The organism is Specibacter sp. NPDC078692, assembly GCF_040686835.1.
Classification (GTDB): Bacteria; Actinomycetota; Actinomycetes; order Actinomycetales; family Micrococcaceae; genus Specibacter.
The window spans coordinates 191,465-209,092 of record NZ_JBFBLV010000005.1 but is presented as its reverse complement, the minus strand read 5'-3'; the positions used below and the strand labels follow the sequence as shown (position 1 = coordinate 209,092).

Below are 17,628 nucleotides of genomic sequence, written 5' to 3'. Positions count from 1 at the left end.
GGTCGAACCATTCTTCACAAGCTTCTGAGTACATACACCACAACGGGGGTGGTTCTTGGGAACTGTCACCATACATGCTTTCAAAGCATGTACAACCCATGGCATTTGCGTCAAACGGCGGCATTTCTGCTCCGTGGTGCGTAAAGTGCAGCTAGGACTTCGCGGAGCCCAGGAATTCCTGCAAACGGCCCACGCCGGTAGCCAAATCGTCGTCACCGAGCGCGTAGGACAGGCGAATGTAGCCGCTCGGACCAAAGGCCTCGCCCGGCACAACGGCAACTTCTACCTTGTCCAGGATGAGGGCAGCCAGCTCAGCTGACGTGGCGGGGCGGATTCCGCCAATGTCACGGCCCAACAAACCGCGGACGTCGGCATAAGCGTAGAAGGCGCCGTGTGGAGTGGGGCACTCAATGCCGTCAATGGAGTTCAACGCGGCAACCATGGCCTTGCGGCGACGGTCGAAGGCTACCTTCATCTCATCCACTGCCGTCAACGGTCCAGACACTGCAGCCAGAGCGGCCATCTGGGAGACATTGGCCACGTTGGAGGTTGCGTGGGATTGCATATTGGTGGCGGCCTTGGTGACATCCAGCGGGGCGATCATCCAGCCCACACGCCACCCGGTCATGGCATAGGTCTTGGCTACACCATTGAGGATCACCACGCGGTCGCCCAGCTCCGGTGCTGCGGTCGCAATGGAAGTGAAGGGAACGCCGTCGTAGGTCAGGTGTTCGTAGATTTCATCCGTGATGACCCAAAGGCCCTTAGATGCAGCCCAGAGGCCGATCTCGCGGGTCTGCTCGGGGGAGTAGACGGCACCTGTCGGGTTGGACGGAGAGACGAACAGCAGCACCTTGGTGCGGGGCGTCAAGGCTGCCTCGAGCTGCTCCACGGTGACCAGATAGCCCTGCTCAGGTCCGGCAAAGACCTCCACGGGGACGCCGCCGGCCAAACGGATCGCTTCAGGGTAAGTGGTCCAGAACGGGGTGGGAATGATGACTTCGTCGCCCGGGTCAAGGAGTGTGGCGAAGGATTCGTATACGGCTTGCTTGCCACCGTTGGTTACCAGCACCTGGGCCGGATCCACGGCATAGCCTGAGTCGCGCATAGTCTTCTCAGCAATGGCGCTGCGCAGCTCAGGAAGCCCAGCGGCTGGTGAATAGCGGTGGAATTTAGGTTGGCGGGCGGCAGCAATGGCTGCCTCAACAATATAGTCCGGGGTGGGGAAGTCAGGCTCTCCGGCGCCAAAGCCAATAACGGGGCGCCCGGCAGCCTTCAGGGCCTTTGCTTTGGCATCAACGGCCAGGGTCGCGGATTCGGCAATCGCGGCGATCCTTGCGGAAACACGTCGCGTGGAGGCGTGGTCAACACTCAATTCGGCAGACATCAGCATTCTTTCTTCGGTGGGAGGCCCAAAATACAAACTTCGTCATTGACTACTTTAGGCGCAAGGCGTCGCCAGTTCGACGTAGGGCGTTAAGAATGCGTAGAATAGGTAATCGGTGTTCGACTCCATGATGTTTCACGCCTTGTGGCCGGTTTTGAAAGACGGCCGTAAGACTGTAAGTTATTCATGGCATTCAGCACTGAATGGATTTTTGACCAGCGGCGCCATGACGGGCTGTGCGGACGAACATCAAAGGGTAGTGGCGCAATTGGTAGCGCAGCGGTCTCCAAAACCGCAGGTTGCAGGTTCGAGTCCTGTCTGCCCTGCGCATGGAAGTGGCGCATATTTCTGGGGCTAGTTCGCAGAATCAACTCCACATCCAAGCGAATATTAGGTATATCGCACGGTCCGAATCCACGGATTTGCGAGTTCCCAACGAATGATGAGTGAGGCACTGGTGACCGAAACTGCGGCAAGCAGCTCCAAGGGACCTGCCAAGAAGGCTTCAAAGCCCGGCAAGCCCGGTTTTTTCGCCGGGATCGCACTCTTCCTCCGCCAAGTCATCGGCGAGTTGAAGAAGGTTGTCACACCCACTCGCAAAGAGTTGATGAACATGACCGCCGTTGTACTGGTATTCGTTGTCATCGTGATGGGTATTGTTACCGTCCTTGATCTGGGCTTCGGCCAGGCTGTGCTGTGGATCTTCGGTGGAAACGTAAACATCGAGCAGTAAGACGCTCAACTTGGCCGGCCCCGCTGAAACATATCGGCAAGGGTCGGTTTGAGCCATTTAAGAAACGCACAAGGAAAGCAGGAAATTCGTGTCTGAGCTGGAGCCCGAGGCAACATACAGTGAGCAGGACCAGGACACTGTGGTTGCTGATGCTGCCATCAATGCCGACCTTGATGCTGTTGACGCAGAAACTGCTGAGGCAGAAACTGACGCAACAACTGCTGAGGCAGAAGCAGCAACCGATGAGCCGGCCGCCGACGCCGAGCCCGAGGTTGATCCTGCTGAGGAGTTCAAGGCTAAGCTGCGCCGCCAGGAGGGTGACTGGTACGTCATTCACTCCTACGCCGGCTACGAAAACCGCGTCAAGGTTAACTTGGAGTCGCGCAGCCTGTCGCTGAACATGGAAGATTACATCTTCGAAATTCAGGTCCCCATGGAAGAAGTCGTGGAGATCAAGAATGCACAGCGCAAGGTTGTCAACCGCGTCCGCATCCCCGGTTACGTGCTGGTCCGCATGGACCTGACCGACGCGTCATGGGGCGTTGTTCGTCATACCCCTGGCGTCACCGGATTCGTAGGTAACGCCCACAACCCTGTTCCGCTGCGTCTGGACGAAGTCTTCTCCATGCTCGCCCCGATCTTCGAGGAGCAGCAGGCTGAAGAGAGCGGCGTTCCGCTGCGTCACGATCCGGTCGACGCCGAGATCGACTTCGAAGTTGGCGAAGCAGTCATCGTCAAGGATGGTCCGTTCGAAGGCCTGTCCGCGTCGATCTCCGAGATCAAGCCTGAAGCTGCACAGCTCGTTGTGCTGGTTTCCATCTTCGAGCGTGAAACCCCCGTCACCCTCGCATTCAACCAGGTCACCAAGATCTAGTTGCCCCAAAATTTCGTTTCGCGAGGGTGAGCTTTGCTCCCGTGAAACGTTCGGTCGGACGCCATCTGACCACCCACCTGGAACGCGCTCCGTCGTCCCAGGCAAAGATATTGAGAGAAGGACCCTACATTGGCTCCCAAGAAAAAGGTCACCGGCCTTATCAAGCTGCAGATCCAGGCAGGCGCCGCTAACCCGGCTCCGCCCATCGGTCCCGCGCTTGGCCAGCACGGTGTCAACATCATGGAATTCTGCAAGGCGTACAACGCTGCAACGGAATCCCAGCGCGGAAACGTTATCCCGGTTGAAATCACCGTTTACGAAGACCGTTCATTCACCTTCATCACCAAGACCCCGCCGGCTGCAGAGCTCATCAAAAAGGCTGCAGGCGTTGCTAAGGGTTCAGGTACCCCCCACACCGTCAAGGTTGCTCAGCTGACCAAGGCTCAGGTTACCGAGATCGCTACCCAGAAGATGGTTGACCTCAACGCAACCACCATCGAGGCTGCTGAAAACACCATCGCCGGTACCGCCCGTTCCATGGGTATCACCGTCGAGGCCTAAGCCTCAACACCAGAGATCTTGCCAGTCGAGATCTCACAGCATGACCAAAAATATTAAGAACGACGCCGGACAACTCACCTTTAGGTGGAGTGCGGCGGACGTAGTGGCAGGGCCCGCGCGGTCCTAACGACCACAACTGCACAAGGAGAAACGCAGCATGGCAAAGCGCAGTAAAGCATATGAGGCAGCTCAGGCCAAGATCGATGCGGAGAACGTATACGCACCCTTCGAAGCTATCAAGCTCGCCAAGGAGACCAACCCCTCCAAGTTCGACGCAACCGTTGAGGTTGCCTTCCGCTTGGGTGTAGACCCTCGCAAGGCTGACCAGATGATCCGCGGAACGGTTAACCTGCCTCACGGTACCGGTAAGACCGCCCGCGTTCTGGTTTTCGCAACCGGTGAGCGCGCCGAGGCAGCAATTGCTGCCGGCGCCGACTTCGTTGGTACCGACGACCTGATCGAAAAGATCCAGGGCGGCTGGACCGACTTCGACGCAGCCGTTGCTACACCTGATCTCATGGGTAAGGTTGGCCGTTTGGGTAAGGTTCTGGGTCCCCGTAACCTCATGCCTAACCCGAAGACCGGTACCGTCACCAACGACGTCGCCAAGGCTGTCAATGACATCAAGGGTGGAAAGATCGACTTCCGCGTCGACAAGCACGCCAACCTTCACTTCATCATCGGCAAGGTTTCCTTCGACGCTCAGAAGCTCGGCGAGAACTACGCAGCTGCCCTGGAAGAGGTGCTTCGTTTGAAGCCGTCCGCTTCCAAGGGCCGCTACCTGCAGAAGGCCACCGTCTCAACGACGTTTGGCCCCGGCATCCCCGTGGATCCGGCTGCAACCAAGGTGTTTGTTGAAGCGTAAGCTTCGGTAATTCCCAAGAAAGGGCTGATGTGGCATAACGCCACATCAGCCCTTTCTTGTATACAAACTGATACGTTAGAAAAACGACCTACAACGCATGGGAGTGCGCACGCATGCAATTCGGCATCCGTCGGGCAATAGCAACCGACGCCCCCGCTTTGGCAGAACTCGCGGCCCTCACCTTCCCCTTGGCTTGTCCACCGGACAGCCCGGCACATGAAGTAGCGGCGTTTATTGCCCAAAATCTTGGCCCCGAGAGTTTCGTTTCCTACCTTGCCGATCCGTTCCGGGTGCTCTTCGTTGCCGAGGAGCAAGCCGAGGAACATGTTCAGGAGCGCGATCAGGAACAGAGCCAGGATGAATCAGCGCCGATTCAGGGCCGTTTGCTGGCCTACACAATGTTGGTTGATGCTCCGCCTACCGCGCAGGATGTAGCGGCCGTAGTCTCTGATGGCGATGCCGTTGAATTCAGTAAGTGTTATGCGCATCAGGATACCCACGGCAGCGGTGTTGCCACGAGCATTATGAGCGCCAGCCTTGAATGGGTTGACACTCAAGGCCGTCGGCAGACGTGGCTTGGCGTTAATAGTGAGAATGTGCGGGCGCAAAAATTTTATCGGAAGCACGGGTTCGCAGCCACCGGGACCAGGAGCTTTCAGCTGGGGACAAAGACCGAGCATGATTACGTCATGGTGCGGTCGAATTGAAAGAAAGTGACAGGTACTCTCGCCATGGCTGAAGCCAAAGTCGAACAATTGCGGATCCCAGAGGATCTCCAGCACAACAGCGCTGCAGATTTCTTGGAGGCTGTGGAAGTCTCGCGTCAGGTCCGTATTGACACGTGGGGCAATGACTTTTTGGCTTACACCCCTGCTGAACTCTTCGCACTGTGCCACGACCCTTACGAATGGTACGTGGTTTTGGTGGCACGCCTGGACGGCAAAATCTTGGGCCGTGCTGGCATTGCCATGCCGTTGGATGACAACACTGAGCTCGCGCACGTGACTTTGGATGTCCTGCCTGTTGCTGCCGGGCAGGGGATGGGCCGGAAACTTCTGGAAGCTGCCGAGCTGTTTGTGAAGGGTGAGAACCGCAGAATTGTGGTGGTTGAAACTAATCACCCCGCCGCTGACCTCGAAGCTGCGGACGAGGCCGGAGAACGGATTGCTGCAGCTCACGGCAGCATCGACTTGCCGCTGAAGAGTAGGGAAGCCCGATTCGCCAGCAATGCCGGCTACGCGCTGGAACGTGCGGAGCAGTTCAGTGCCTGTGCATTGCCGTTGGGCGCGGACTTGTTGGGCCAGCTCACTGCCCGTGCCGAGGAAACTCACCAAGGTGCCTACCGAGTGCATCAGTGGTTGGATGCTTGCCCGGAAGAGTGGGCAGCGGACTTTGTTCGTCTGGAAAAGAGTCATAACGAGGACGACGGCGACCATGGCACCTGGAGTGTGGAGCAGCTTCGCGAGTCTGAAGAGCTCTCTCGGCTCAGTGGTAGACGTACTGTTGTCACCGCCGCTGAATGCCTAGAGTCAGGGGCGTTGGTCGGTTTCACCTCCATTTCACTTTTGGGTCATCGGGCTGATGTAGCTTTTCAGGACGAAACTGTGGTGCAGAAGGCACACCATGGCAAGGACCTAGGCCTTCAGATCAAGGTGGCCAACATGGAGCAACTGCAACAGCATTTCCCGGAGCTGCGCGCCATCTACTCATGGAATGCGCCGGAGAACGACTACATGCTGGCGGTCGATGCCACTTTGGGCTACACCAGTGCCGGCGTGACAGGGCAATGGCGCAAGGACTTCAACAACGCTCAGTAGCGGCGTCATGAGCAGTGTGTCCCAGTGCACCGGGACGCGATTTGGATTCACGGGGATGGTTCCTGTAATCTTTAAGAACCAAAGACCGTCGGTCGATGTCAATCACCCCCAGCCAGAAGATGCAGCATGCATCCTATTGCGCTGGAACTGGGCAGTTTTTCATCCGAAAGTCCTTCAATAGGACGGCCAGCGCAGGTGCACAAAGCTTAAGTTGCAGTGTTGAACCGGGAGAAATCCCATGGATCCGCTGCCACAAAACGCCCCGTACATCTGTGCGGGGCGTTTTGTTTTTTGCAAGCTTCCCTCACCGGAGCGCTTGCGGGACCCGTACAGACCGGCAACTATTCCCGGAAGGAGGGTTATGGCAACGCCAACAAAGGTGGCTGCGGTTGCAGAAATCAAGCAAGATTTCAACGACTCAACTGCAGCAGTCCTAACCGAATACCGTGGGCTCACCGTAGCTCAGCTCAAGGAGCTGCGCGTTTCTCTCGGCCAGGACACCAAGTTCTCGGTTGTAAAGAACACTCTGACGGCTATTGCGGCTAAGGAAGCGGGTGTTGATGCTTTCGAGGGTCAGCTGTCCGGTCCTACCGCAATTGCTTTCATCAAGGGTGACGCTGTTGCAGCAGCAAAGAGCCTGACGGATTTTGCAAAAGCCAACAAGCAGCTGGTCATCAAGACCGGTATCTTCGAAGGCAAGGCTCTCAACGCTGCCGAGGTCGCCGCACTGGCCGCCCTCGAATCGCGCGAGCTGCAGCTGGCAAAGGTTGCAGGCATCCTCAAGGCACCGATGGCCGCCGCTGCGCGCACCCTCGACGCCCTGCGTTTGAAGCTTGCTGAAGGCGCTCCCGTTGAAGAGGCTCCGGCCGCTGAGGAAGCACCTGCTGCTGAAGAGGCTCCGGCCGCTGAAGAAGCACCGGCCGTAGAAGCCGAGACCACCGAAGCATAGCGTGCGCCGTCTTTTGGACGCGCCGCCTGCCAGCAGGTGTTCACCCCAAGTATTTCCCTATGCCCAAACAGGGTCTAGGTTTATGGATTCGCCCCTCGCGGGCAAAACACAGAAGGAGCGCCACTCATGGCTAAGCTCACCAACGACGAGCTCATTGCAGCTTTCAAGGAACTGACCATCATCGAGCTCTCCGAGTTCGTTACCCTCTTCGAAGAGACCTTTGAAGTTACCGCTGCTGCTGTTGCAGTTGCAGGCCCCGCCGGTGGCGGCGCCGCTGAAGAAGCTGCTGAGCAGACTGAATTCGACGTTATCCTCGAAGCAGCCGGCGACAAGAAGATCGCAGTTATCAAGGAAGTTCGCGCCATCACTTCCTTGGGTCTGAAGGAAGCCAAGGAGGTCGTTGACTCGGCTCCTAAGGCTGTTCTCGAAGGTGCAACGAAGGAAGCTGCTGAGAAGGCCAAGGAAGCTCTCGAAGCTGCCGGCGCCACGGTTACCCTCAAGTAATCACCTCGTCTTTCTAAAAGAAGCCCCGCACCGATTGGTGCGGGGCTTCTTTTGCATGTACGCCCAGTGAATGCGGGCCGGCCAGCTGCCTCGCGGGCAGTAAGATTTCCTCGGTCGCTGGGCAACCTTCGCAAATCCATCCCCGCTCCGGCAGCAGGCCGTCCCTGCCGTCTGGGCCCACGAGCGGTGGCACCGCCGCTGAGCTACTCCGGTACTGAGATGTCCGCTACGATCGCGCCGTAGGCGGCAACCAGCGCGTCGGCGTCAACGAACATGCTGTAGCCGTGTTCACCGGCACCCATAGCTACTTTGCGGCCAACGATGCTTTCGTCAGCGTAGACGGGCCAGGCCGTGGTGCTGCCCAGCGGAGTGATGGTGCCGCGCTCGTACCCAGTGGCGGCCAAGGCCACATCCGCCGGGGGCATTTGCAGCTTATTGACGCCAACGGCGGCGCGCAGCTTCGGCCAAGAGATCGCCTGTCCACCCGGAACCAGGGCGAACAAGAATGTCCCATCGCTGCGTTTCACCACCAAGGATTTCACAATGTCCGACGGCGCGATCCCCATGAGTGCCGCAGCCTCCTCCAACGAATTGGCGGCAGGGCGAGGAAAGATTTCGATCTCGAGACCACGGGCTGCTGCGTCCGCCGCTACACGGGCATGTCCCTCGGGTAGGGGCTCAGGTAGGATCTCGGGCAGTGGCCCGGGTGTCACTCGGCGTCCCGGAACAGCAGGAGGGCCTCACCTTGGCCGCCACCGCCACACAATGAGACGGCGGCCTTGCCAGCTCCGCGGCGGCTCAACTCCATGGCTGCGTGAAGTGCCAAGCGGGCTCCGGAGGCTCCAATGGGGTGGCCCAGAGCAATGGCGCCGCCATGGATATTGCACTTCTCCAGAGGAAAGTCCAGGTCGCGCAGCGACTGAACTGCTACTGAGCCGAAGGCTTCGTTGATTTCAATGAAGTCCAGATCGTTCACCTCCCAGCCCGCGGTCAGCAGGGCCTTGGCAATGGCATTGGCAGGTTGGGAGTGCAGTGAATTATCGGGTCCGGCCACCTGGCCGGGGGCACCAACCACTGCCAGCCACGCCAGGCCGTGTTCTTCGGCATAAGCACGCGATGACAGCACTAGGGCGCTGGCACCGTCGGATAGGGGAGAGGAGTTCCCAGCTGTGATGGCGCCGTCGGCGGTGAAGGCCGGGCGCAGGCCGGCGAGAGTTTCCACGGTGGTCTGCGGGCGGATTCCCTCGTCCTGATCGAGGACCAAGGGATCGCCCTTACGCTGAGGCACGTTTACCGGGACGATCTCGTCGGTAAACACGCCAGCTGCGGCGGCCGCTGCTGCGCGCTGATGCGAGGCTGCCGCAACCTCATCCTGGGCTGTGCGGCTGATGTTCAGGCGGATATTGCCGCGTTCGGTTGAGAGGCCCATGGAATCGTTGTCGAAGGCGTCTGTCAGTCCGTCGTGGGCAGCCACATCCAGAGCCTGAATGGCGCCGTACGTCCAGCCTTGGCGTGATCCGGGCAGCAGGTGCGGGGCGCGTGTCATGGACTCCTGCCCGCCAGCCACCACCACGCTGGCTTCCCCGCTACGGATCAGGCGCGCGGCATCGATCACGGCCGTTAGCCCGGAGAGGCAGACCTTGTTGATCGTCAGAGCGGGAACGTTCCAGCCAACGCCGGCACCCACCGAGCTCTGCCGCGCCGGATTCTGACCTGTGCCGGCTTGCAACACCTGTCCCATGATCACCTGGTCGACGTCCGCGATATCAATTCCGGAGCGAGTGATTGCCGCTGCAATGGCCTTCGCTCCGAGTTCCACGCCGGTGAAGGGGGCCAGCTGCCCGTTGAGCCGCCCTTGCGGCGTACGTGCTCCAGCAAGAATTACCACATCGTTTGCTTGTGACGTCATAGCCGCACTGCTCCTTGAAACTTGATTCCGCACAGATCCTCGTTGAGCTGTGTGTCTTTCCATAAAACCTAACAGCACAGGCAGTAAAGAAAATTCCTTGTCCGCCCTGTGGAAGCCTGAACGAGGGTACTATGACAGTGCAGCAGAGATTTAAATATCCACACTTGCGGTTTTTCAAATCTCGGGGTAGACACGCGAGCCCTTAAGCGGGTAGAGTAGTTCTTTGCGTATCCCTCTTAACCTTCAGCCTTCATATAGCGGTGGGCTTTGTATCGGTCAAGAGTCTTGGAAGAACGCGTTTTAGAGCAGCACCGCTGCACTGTGAAGCGTCTTCTACGGCTACTTGGCCAGCGTTCCTCCTGGTTTGATGACCGGGAGAGAAACGGGTAAGGGTTCGTAAGAACAAGCCTGCAGGTCTGTGGAAGGATCCCTCTTGGTCGCCTCGAGCACCTCTAATGTAAATAACGCTGCAACCGCTATCGATTCAAACAGCACCGACGGTGCAAAGAGTCGCATCTCATTCGCAAAGATTCATGAGCCGCTTGACGTGCCGAATCTGCTTGCACTCCAGACCGAGAGCTTTGACTGGCTCGTAGGTAATGGGCGCTGGCAGGAACGCATGCAGAGCGCTGTGGATGCTGGCGATGACAGTGTGGCCGTCACGTCCGGTCTGTCCGACATTTTCGAAGAGATTTCCCCCATTGAGGACTTCCAGGGCACCATGTCCCTGTCCTTCACGGAGCCGGAATTCTCTGACCCCAAGTTCACCGTTGATGAGTGCAAGGACCGCGACGCCACGTACGCCGCACCGCTGTACGTCAAGGCCGAGTTCATGAATAACTTGACCGGTGAAATCAAACAGCAGACTGTCTTCATGGGCGATTTTCCGCTCATGACTAACAAGGGCACGTTTGTCATCAACGGCACCGAGCGTGTTGTTGTTTCCCAGCTGGTTCGTTCCCCGGGTGCTTACTTCGAGCGCACCGCGGATAAGACCAGTGACAAGGAAATCTTCACCGCCAAGATCATCCCCTCACGTGGTGCATGGTTCGAGCTGGAGATTGACAAGCGCGATCAGGTTGGCGTTCGTCTGGACCGCAAGCGCAAGCAGTCAGTCACCGTACTGCTGAAGGCGCTCGGCTGGACCGAAGGCCAGATCCTGGAAGAGTTCGGCGAGTTCGACTCGATCCGTGCCACCTTGGAAAAGGATGCCACCACAGGCCGCGAGGATGCCCTGTTGGACATCTATCGCAAGCTGCGTCCGGGCGAGCCGCCCACCGTTGACGCTGCTGACGCTCTGTTGCACAACCTGTACTTCAACCCGAAGCGTTACGATCTGGCCAAGGTTGGCCGTTACAAGATCAACCGCAAGCTCGGTATTGATCTGCCGTTGAGCGACGAGAAGGCTTCCGTACTGAGCGTGGATGACATTGTCGCCATGATCAAGTACTTGGTTGCTTTGCACGCCGGCAACAAGACCACCAAGGGCCAGCGCGACGGCGCCGAGGTCGACCTCCGTGTTGACGTCGATGACATCGACCACTTTGGTAACCGTCGTATCCGCGCCGTCGGCGAGCTCATCGAGAACCAGGTCCGCACAGGCCTCTCCCGCATGGAGCGCGTTGTCCGCGAGCGTATGACCACTCAAGACGTCGAGGCCATCACGCCGCAGACACTGATCAACATCCGTCCCGTTGTGGCAGCTATCAAGGAGTTCTTCGGAACCTCTCAGCTCTCACAGTTCATGGATCAGAACAACCCGCTGGCCGGTCTGACGCACAAGCGTCGACTGTCCGCGCTGGGCCCGGGCGGTTTGTCCCGTGACCGTGCAGGCATGGAAGTTCGAGACGTTCACCCGTCCCACTACGGCCGTATGTGCCCCATTGAAACTCCTGAAGGCCCCAACATTGGTCTGATCGGTTCCTTGGCATCCTACGGACGCATCAACCCGTTCGGCTTCATCGAGACCCCGTACCGTCGGGTTCTCAAGGGTGTTGTCTCCGACGAGGTTGATTACCTGACCGCTGATGACGAGATGGACGTTGTGATCGCACAGGCCAACGCGCCTCTCGATGACAACAGCCACTTCGTTGAAGAAACTGTTCTGGTTCGCCAGCGCGGTGGTGGCGGCGAGCCCGTTCTGATCCCGGCCGACGAGGTCGAGTACATGGACGTTTCCCCGCGCCAGATGGTATCTGTGGCTACTGCCCTGATCCCGTTCCTCGAGCATGACGATGCTAACCGCGCCTTGATGGGTGCGAACATGCAGCGTCAGGCTGTGCCGTTGGTCCAGTCCGAGGCCCCGTTTGTGGGAACCGGCATGGAGCGCGCCACCGCTGTTGACGCCGGAGACGTTGTCATCGCCAAGAAGGCCGGTGTGGTTTCTGAGGTTTCCGCCGACGTCGTTGTCATGTTGAACGACGACGGCACGGAGATCAGCTACCCGATCGCCAAGTACCAGCGCTCCAACCAGGGCACGGCCTACAACCAGCGCGTTCTGGCCTCTGAGGGTCAGCGTCTGGAAGTTGGCGGCATCATCGCTGACGGTCCGGCAACGGACATGGGCGAGCTTGCCTTGGGTAAGAACCTCTTGGTTGCCTTCATGTCCTGGGAAGGTCACAACTACGAGGATGCCATCATCCTTTCGCAGCGCATTGTTGCTGAGGATGTACTCTCCTCCATCCACATCGAAGAGCATGAGATTGACGCTCGCGACACCAAGCTTGGTGCTGAAGAAATTACTCGGGACATCCCGAACGTTTCCGAAGAAATCCTGGCTGGCCTGGACGAGCGCGGCATCATCCACATCGGTGCTGAAGTTGAAGCCGGCGACATCCTGGTTGGAAAGGTCACGCCCAAGGGCGAGACCGAGCTGACCCCGGAAGAGCGACTGCTGCGCGCAATCTTCGGTGAGAAGAGCCGCGAAGTTCGCGACACTTCCTTGAAGGTTCCCCATGGAGAGTCCGGAACCGTCATTGGTGTTCGCGTCTTTGACCGCGACTCCGAAGATGATCTGCCTCCCGGTGTAAACCAGCTGGTTCGCGTCTACGTTGCCAACAAGCGCAAGATCACCGACGGTGACAAGCTTGCAGGCCGTCACGGTAACAAGGGTGTTATTTCCAAGATCCTCCCGATCGAAGATATGCCCTTCCTCGCCGACGGTACCCCGGTGGACATCGTCCTGAACCCCTTGGGTGTTCCGGGTCGTATGAACGTTGGACAGGTCCTGGAAATCCACCTCGGTTGGGTTGCCAAGACCGGTTGGAAGGTTGAAGGCGAGCCTGACTGGATCAAGAGCCTGCCGAACCTGCCGCGTGAAAGCGGACAGACGAAGGTTGCTACCCCGGTGTTCGACGGTGCCCGTGACGCAGAAATCACAGGCCTGCTCGATTCCACCAACGTGACTCGTGACGGCGACCGCCTGATCGATTCCTCCGGTAAGACCCGTCTGTTCGACGGCCGCTCAGGCGAGCCGTTCCCGGACCCGGTTTCCGTTGGCTACATGTACATCTTGAAGCTTCACCACTTGGTGGATGACAAGATTCACGCCCGCTCCACCGGTCCGTACTCCATGATCACCCAGCAGCCCTTGGGCGGTAAGGCGCAGTTCGGTGGACAGCGCTTTGGTGAGATGGAAGTTTGGGCACTGGAAGCATACGGCGCGGCGTACACGCTGCAGGAACTGCTGACGATCAAGTCCGATGACATCCATGGCCGCGTGAAGGTCTACGAAGCCATCGTCAAGGGCGAGAACATCCCGGAGCCCGGTATTCCGGAATCCTTCAAGGTTCTCATCAAGGAAATGCAGTCGCTGTGCTTGAACGTGGAAGTCCTTTCCACCGACGGCACCACGATTGAGATGCGTGACTCGGATGAAGAAGTCTTCCGGGCCGCGGAGGAGCTGGGCATCGACCTGTCACGGGCCGAGCCTAACTCTGTCGAAGAAGTTTAACCACGGACGACGGCGGTGGCCAGCCCACCGCCGTCGGCCCTCCCTTCTTCCCGTACCCGACACAGACTTTCAGACTTTAGAGAATTAGAGAGAACAGGACCCATATGTCCAGCGAATCCTCCTTCGGCCTCATGCAGATTGGCCTGGCTACCGCGCAAGATATTCGCGACTGGAGCCACGGCGAAGTCAAGAAGCCGGAAACTATTAACTACCGCACGCTCAAGCCGGAAAAAGATGGCCTCTTCTGTGAGAAGATCTTCGGCCCGTCCCGCGACTGGGAATGCTACTGCGGCAAGTACAAGCGCGTGCGCTTCAAGGGCATCATCTGCGAGCGTTGTGGCGTTGAAGTCACCCGCGCAAAGGTACGCCGTGAGCGCATGGGTCACATTGAGCTTGCAGCACCTGTAACCCACATCTGGTACTTCAAGGGCGTCCCCTCGCGCTTGGGTTACCTGCTGGACCTGGCACCGAAGGACCTCGAAAAGGTCATTTACTTCGCTGCCTACATGATCACCAGTGTTGACGATGCTGCGCGCCACGAAGAGCTGCCGAACCTCCAGATCGAGCACGATCTGGAAAAGAAGCGCATGGTGGACACCCGTGACAGCGACATCGCCACGATCGCCCGTGACCTCGAAGGCGAGCTTGCTCGTCTCGAAGGTGAAGGCGCCAAGGCAGCAGACAAGAAGAAGGCCCGCGACTCCGCGGACCGTCAGATGGCGAACGTGCGTAAGCGCGCCGACGCTGACATCGATCGCCTCGAGCAGGTTTGGGATCGCTTCAAGGCTCTCAAAGTTGCTGACCTGGAAGGTGACGAAGCTCTTTACCGCGAACTGCGCGAGCGCTACGGCATGTTCTTCCAGGGCTCCATGGGTGCCGAAGCTATCAAGAGCCGTCTCGAGAACTTCGATATGGCTGGCGAAGCTGAAATCCTGCGCGACATCATTGCCAATGGCAAGGGCCAGCGCAAGACCCGTGCATTGAAGCGACTGAAGGTTGTCAACGCATTCTTGACCACCAACAACAGCCCGCTCGGCATGGTTCTGGATGCCGTCCCGGTGATCCCGCCGGAACTGCGCCCCATGGTTCAGCTCGACGGTGGCCGTTTCGCCACCTCGGACTTGAACGACCTGTACCGCCGCGTGATCAACCGCAACAACCGTCTCAAGCGTCTGCTTGATCTGGGTGCTCCGGAGATCATTGTCAACAACGAAAAGCGCATGCTGCAGGAAGCTGTTGACTCGCTGTTCGATAACGGTCGTCGCGGCCGTCCTGTCACCGGACCGGGTAACCGTCCGTTGAAGTCGCTCTCTGACATGCTTAAGGGCAAGCAGGGTCGATTCCGTCAGAACCTCCTCGGTAAGCGCGTTGATTACTCTGGCCGTTCGGTTATTGTTGTTGGCCCGCAGCTGAAGCTGCACCAGTGTGGTCTGCCCAAGCAGATGGCTCTGGAGCTCTTCAAGCCGTTCGTGATGAAGCGCCTGGTTGACCTCAACCACGCACAGAACATCAAGAGCGCCAAGCGTATGGTGGAGCGTTTCCGTCCCCAGGTTTGGGATGTTCTCGAAGAGATCATCACCGAGCACCCGGTACTGCTGAACCGTGCACCAACCCTGCACCGTTTGGGTATCCAGGCGTTCGAGCCCCAGCTTGTTGAAGGTAAGGCAATCCAGCTTCACCCGCTGGTTTGTGGTGCCTTCAACGCTGACTTCGACGGTGACCAGATGGCAGTTCACTTGCCGCTGAGCCCCGAAGCTCAGGCTGAAGCTCGCATCCTGATGTTGTCCTCGAACAACATTTTGAAGCCTTCAGATGGCCGTCCGGTGACCTTGCCGTCACAGGATATGATCATCGGTCTGTACCACTTGACCACCAAGCGTGAAGGTTCTGTTGGCGAAGGCCGTCAGTTCTCCACGCCAGCTGAAGCTGTCATGGCGTTCGACGCCGGTGAGCTGCACTTGAACTCGCAGGTGAAGATCCGTTTGGAGAACTTCATCCCGGGTGCCGAGCGCAAGGGTCCGGAAGGTTTCGAAGCTGGCGAGTCCGCCATCATCGATACCTCACTGGGTCAGGTCATCTTCAACGAGACCCTGCCGGCTGACTACCCCTGGGTTGAAGCTGTTGCCGACAAGGGTCAGCTCTCGGAGATCGTCAACGACCTCGCCGAGCGTTACCCCAAGGTGGTTGTGGCAGCAACACTGGATAACTTGAAGGATGCCGGTTTCTACTGGGCAACCCGTTCAGGTATCACCGTTGCCATCTCCGATATTGAGGTGCCTGCAGCCAAGCCTGCCATCCTTGAAAGCTACGAGGTCAAGGCCGCTAAGGTCCAGGCTCAGTACGACAAGGGTCTGATTGCTGATGACGAGCGCCGCCAGGAGCTCATCGACATCTGGAACCAGGCAACCAACGAGATCGCTGACGTCATGCGGGCATCCTTCGCCGCATCCAACACGATCAACCGTATGGTTTCCTCCGGTGCTCGTGGTAACTGGATGCAGGTTCGCCAGATTGCTGGCATCCGTGGCTTGGTGGCTAACCCTAAGGGTGAAATTATTCCTCGCCCGATCAAGTCCTCCTACCGTGAGGGCCTGTCGGTTTTGGAGTACTTCATTGCTACTCACGGTGCCCGTAAGGGTCTGGCCGATACCGCTCTGCGTACAGCTAACTCCGGTTACCTGACCCGTCGACTGGTTGACGTTTCACAGGATGTCATCGTTCGCGAAGACGACTGTGGCACCGAGCGCGGCTTGACGCTGCCGATCGCCGTGGTTGATTCCATGGGCGAGATCGTCCTGCACGAAGAGGTCGAGAACAGCGTATACGCTCGTACCTTGGCTGCTGAAGTGCTTGACGCATCTGGCGCCGTTCTGGCAGCTGCCGGTGACGATGTTGGAGATGTCCTCATTGACAAGCTGTTCGCAGCCGGCATTGAAGAGATCAAGGTCCGCTCGGTGCTCACCTGTGAGTCAACCGTTGGTACCTGTGCGTTGTGCTATGGCCGTTCCTTGGCAACCGGTAAGACCGTAGACATTGGTGAGGCCGTCGGTATTATTGCCGCACAGTCCATCGGTGAGCCCGGTACCCAGCTGACCATGCGTACCTTCCACACCGGTGGTGCTGTTTCTGCCAGCCGTGGCGAGGACATCACCCAGGGTCTGCCCCGTATCCAGGAGCTCTTCGAAGCACGTACCCCCAAGGGTGTGGCTCCGATAGCAGAAGCTGCCGGTCGCATCAACATTGATGAGTCCGAGAAGACCATGCGTTTGATCCTGACCCCGGACGACGGCAGCGAAGAAATCGCCTACCCGGTACTCCGACGCGCACGCCTGCAGGTTGCTGACGGCGAGCACGTTGAAGTTGGCCAGAAGCTCATTGTGGGTGCAGTTGACCCCAAGCAGGTTCTGCGTATCCTCGGCCCGCGTGCCGCTCAGAAGCACCTCGTTGAGGAAGTTCAGGGCGTTTACCGCAGCCAGGGTGTGGGTATCCACGACAAGCACGTCGAGGTTATCGTCCGCCAGATGCTCCGTCGCGTGACGGTCATTGAATCAGGCGATTCCAAGTTGCTGCCCGGCGAGCTCGCCGAGCGCGGTCGCTTCGAGACGGAAAACCGTCGCGTTGTCTCCGAAGGCAAGAAGCCTGCTTCGGGCCGTAACGAACTGATGGGTATCACCAAGGCTTCCTTGGCTACCGAATCATGGCTCTCCGCCGCATCCTTCCAGGAGACCACCCGCGTTCTGACGCAGGCGGCCATGGAAGGCAAGTCGGACCCGCTGTTGGGTCTGAAGGAGAACGTGATCATCGGTAAGTTGATCCCCGCCGGCACCGGCCTTCCGCGCTACACCAACGTCACGGTGGAGCCCACGGAAGAAGCCAAGGCCAACCTGTTCACCGGTCCGAGCGCATTCAGCGACTTTGACTACGTGGGCGGCGTAGGAGATTTGGGCAACGAGTTCCGTGCCATCCCCTTGGATGACTACGATCTCGGTACCAACTTCTCCGGCTAACAGCTAAGCGAAAAGTACGACGGCGGTGGGTGAGTTTCGAAGGAAACTCACCCACCGCCGTCGCACTTTA

13 protein-coding genes and 1 tRNA gene are annotated in these 17,628 nt (G+C 58.5%); 11 read left to right on the top strand and 3 right to left on the bottom strand.

Annotated elements, in window-relative coordinates:
• Positions 1 to 151 precede the first annotated feature (151 nt).
• Positions 152 to 1,387 (bottom strand): pyridoxal phosphate-dependent aminotransferase, encoded by a 1,236-nt coding sequence (locus tag AB0O97_RS06085; protein WP_363881014.1) that lies wholly within the window; start codon positions 1,385 to 1,387, stop codon positions 152 to 154.
• A gap of 253 nt (positions 1,388 to 1,640) precedes the next feature.
• Between AB0O97_RS06085 and AB0O97_RS06080 the strand changes: the two genes are divergently transcribed.
• The 9 genes from AB0O97_RS06080 to rplL all read left to right on the top strand — a co-directional run bounded on the left by AB0O97_RS06080 (position 1,641) and on the right by rplL (position 7,690).
• A tRNA-Trp gene (locus AB0O97_RS06080) sits at positions 1,641 to 1,713 on the top strand.
• 116 nt (positions 1,714 to 1,829) lie between these two features.
• On the top strand, positions 1,830 to 2,120 hold the full coding sequence (gene secE, locus AB0O97_RS06075) for a preprotein translocase subunit SecE (protein WP_363843264.1): 291 nt from the start codon (positions 1,830 to 1,832) through the stop codon (positions 2,118 to 2,120).
• An 88-nt stretch (positions 2,121 to 2,208) separates the two neighbouring features.
• Entirely contained in the window at positions 2,209 to 2,994 is a 786-nt protein-coding gene (gene nusG / locus AB0O97_RS06070; RefSeq protein WP_363881011.1) for a transcription termination/antitermination protein NusG, read from the top strand.
• A 129-nt stretch (positions 2,995 to 3,123) separates the two neighbouring features.
• On the top strand, positions 3,124 to 3,555 hold the full coding sequence (rplK, locus tag AB0O97_RS06065) for a 50S ribosomal protein L11 (RefSeq protein ID WP_363843270.1): 432 nt from the start codon (positions 3,124 to 3,126) through the stop codon (positions 3,553 to 3,555).
• 157 nt (positions 3,556 to 3,712) lie between these two features.
• Positions 3,713 to 4,420 (top strand): 50S ribosomal protein L1, encoded by a 708-nt coding sequence (rplA, locus tag AB0O97_RS06060; RefSeq protein WP_363843273.1) that lies wholly within the window; start codon positions 3,713 to 3,715, stop codon positions 4,418 to 4,420.
• A 113-nt stretch (positions 4,421 to 4,533) separates the two neighbouring features.
• Positions 4,534 to 5,127 (top strand): GNAT family N-acetyltransferase, encoded by a 594-nt coding sequence (locus AB0O97_RS06055; protein ID WP_363881008.1) that lies wholly within the window; start codon positions 4,534 to 4,536, stop codon positions 5,125 to 5,127.
• A 24-nt stretch (positions 5,128 to 5,151) separates the two neighbouring features.
• Positions 5,152 to 6,237, top strand: a complete 1,086-nt coding sequence (locus tag AB0O97_RS06050) for a GNAT family N-acetyltransferase (RefSeq protein ID WP_363881005.1) — start codon at positions 5,152 to 5,154, stop codon at positions 6,235 to 6,237.
• Between the two features lie 361 nt (positions 6,238 to 6,598).
• Positions 6,599 to 7,186, top strand: a complete 588-nt coding sequence (rplJ, locus tag AB0O97_RS06045; protein WP_363843281.1) for a 50S ribosomal protein L10 — start codon at positions 6,599 to 6,601, stop codon at positions 7,184 to 7,186.
• Positions 7,187 to 7,312: 126 nt separating this feature from the next.
• Complete coding sequence (gene rplL, locus AB0O97_RS06040) at positions 7,313 to 7,690, top strand: 50S ribosomal protein L7/L12 (protein ID WP_363843284.1); 378 nt, start codon at positions 7,313 to 7,315, stop codon at positions 7,688 to 7,690.
• Between the two features lie 203 nt (positions 7,691 to 7,893).
• On the opposite strand, the gene AB0O97_RS06035 is transcribed toward rplL, so the two are convergent.
• Both AB0O97_RS06035 and AB0O97_RS06030 read right to left on the bottom strand, forming a co-directional pair.
• On the bottom strand, positions 7,894 to 8,388 hold the full coding sequence (locus tag AB0O97_RS06035; RefSeq protein WP_363843517.1) for a YbaK/EbsC family protein: 495 nt from the start codon (positions 8,386 to 8,388) through the stop codon (positions 7,894 to 7,896).
• An 11-nt stretch (positions 8,389 to 8,399) separates the two neighbouring features.
• Complete coding sequence (locus tag AB0O97_RS06030; RefSeq protein WP_363843287.1) at positions 8,400 to 9,599, bottom strand: acetyl-CoA C-acetyltransferase; 1,200 nt, start codon at positions 9,597 to 9,599, stop codon at positions 8,400 to 8,402.
• Positions 9,600 to 10,032: 433 nt separating this feature from the next.
• Here AB0O97_RS06030 and rpoB point away from each other — a divergent pair, with 433 nt between their 5' ends.
• The gene (gene rpoB, locus AB0O97_RS06025) at positions 10,033 to 13,551 is read left to right on the top strand and encodes a DNA-directed RNA polymerase subunit beta (protein ID WP_363881002.1); all 3,519 of its coding nucleotides are present in this window, start codon (positions 10,033 to 10,035) and stop codon (positions 13,549 to 13,551) included.
• Between the two features lie 104 nt (positions 13,552 to 13,655).
• Positions 13,656 to 17,558, top strand: a complete 3,903-nt coding sequence (locus AB0O97_RS06020; RefSeq protein WP_363880999.1) for a DNA-directed RNA polymerase subunit beta' — start codon at positions 13,656 to 13,658, stop codon at positions 17,556 to 17,558.
• Positions 17,559 to 17,628: the final 70 nt, after the last annotated feature.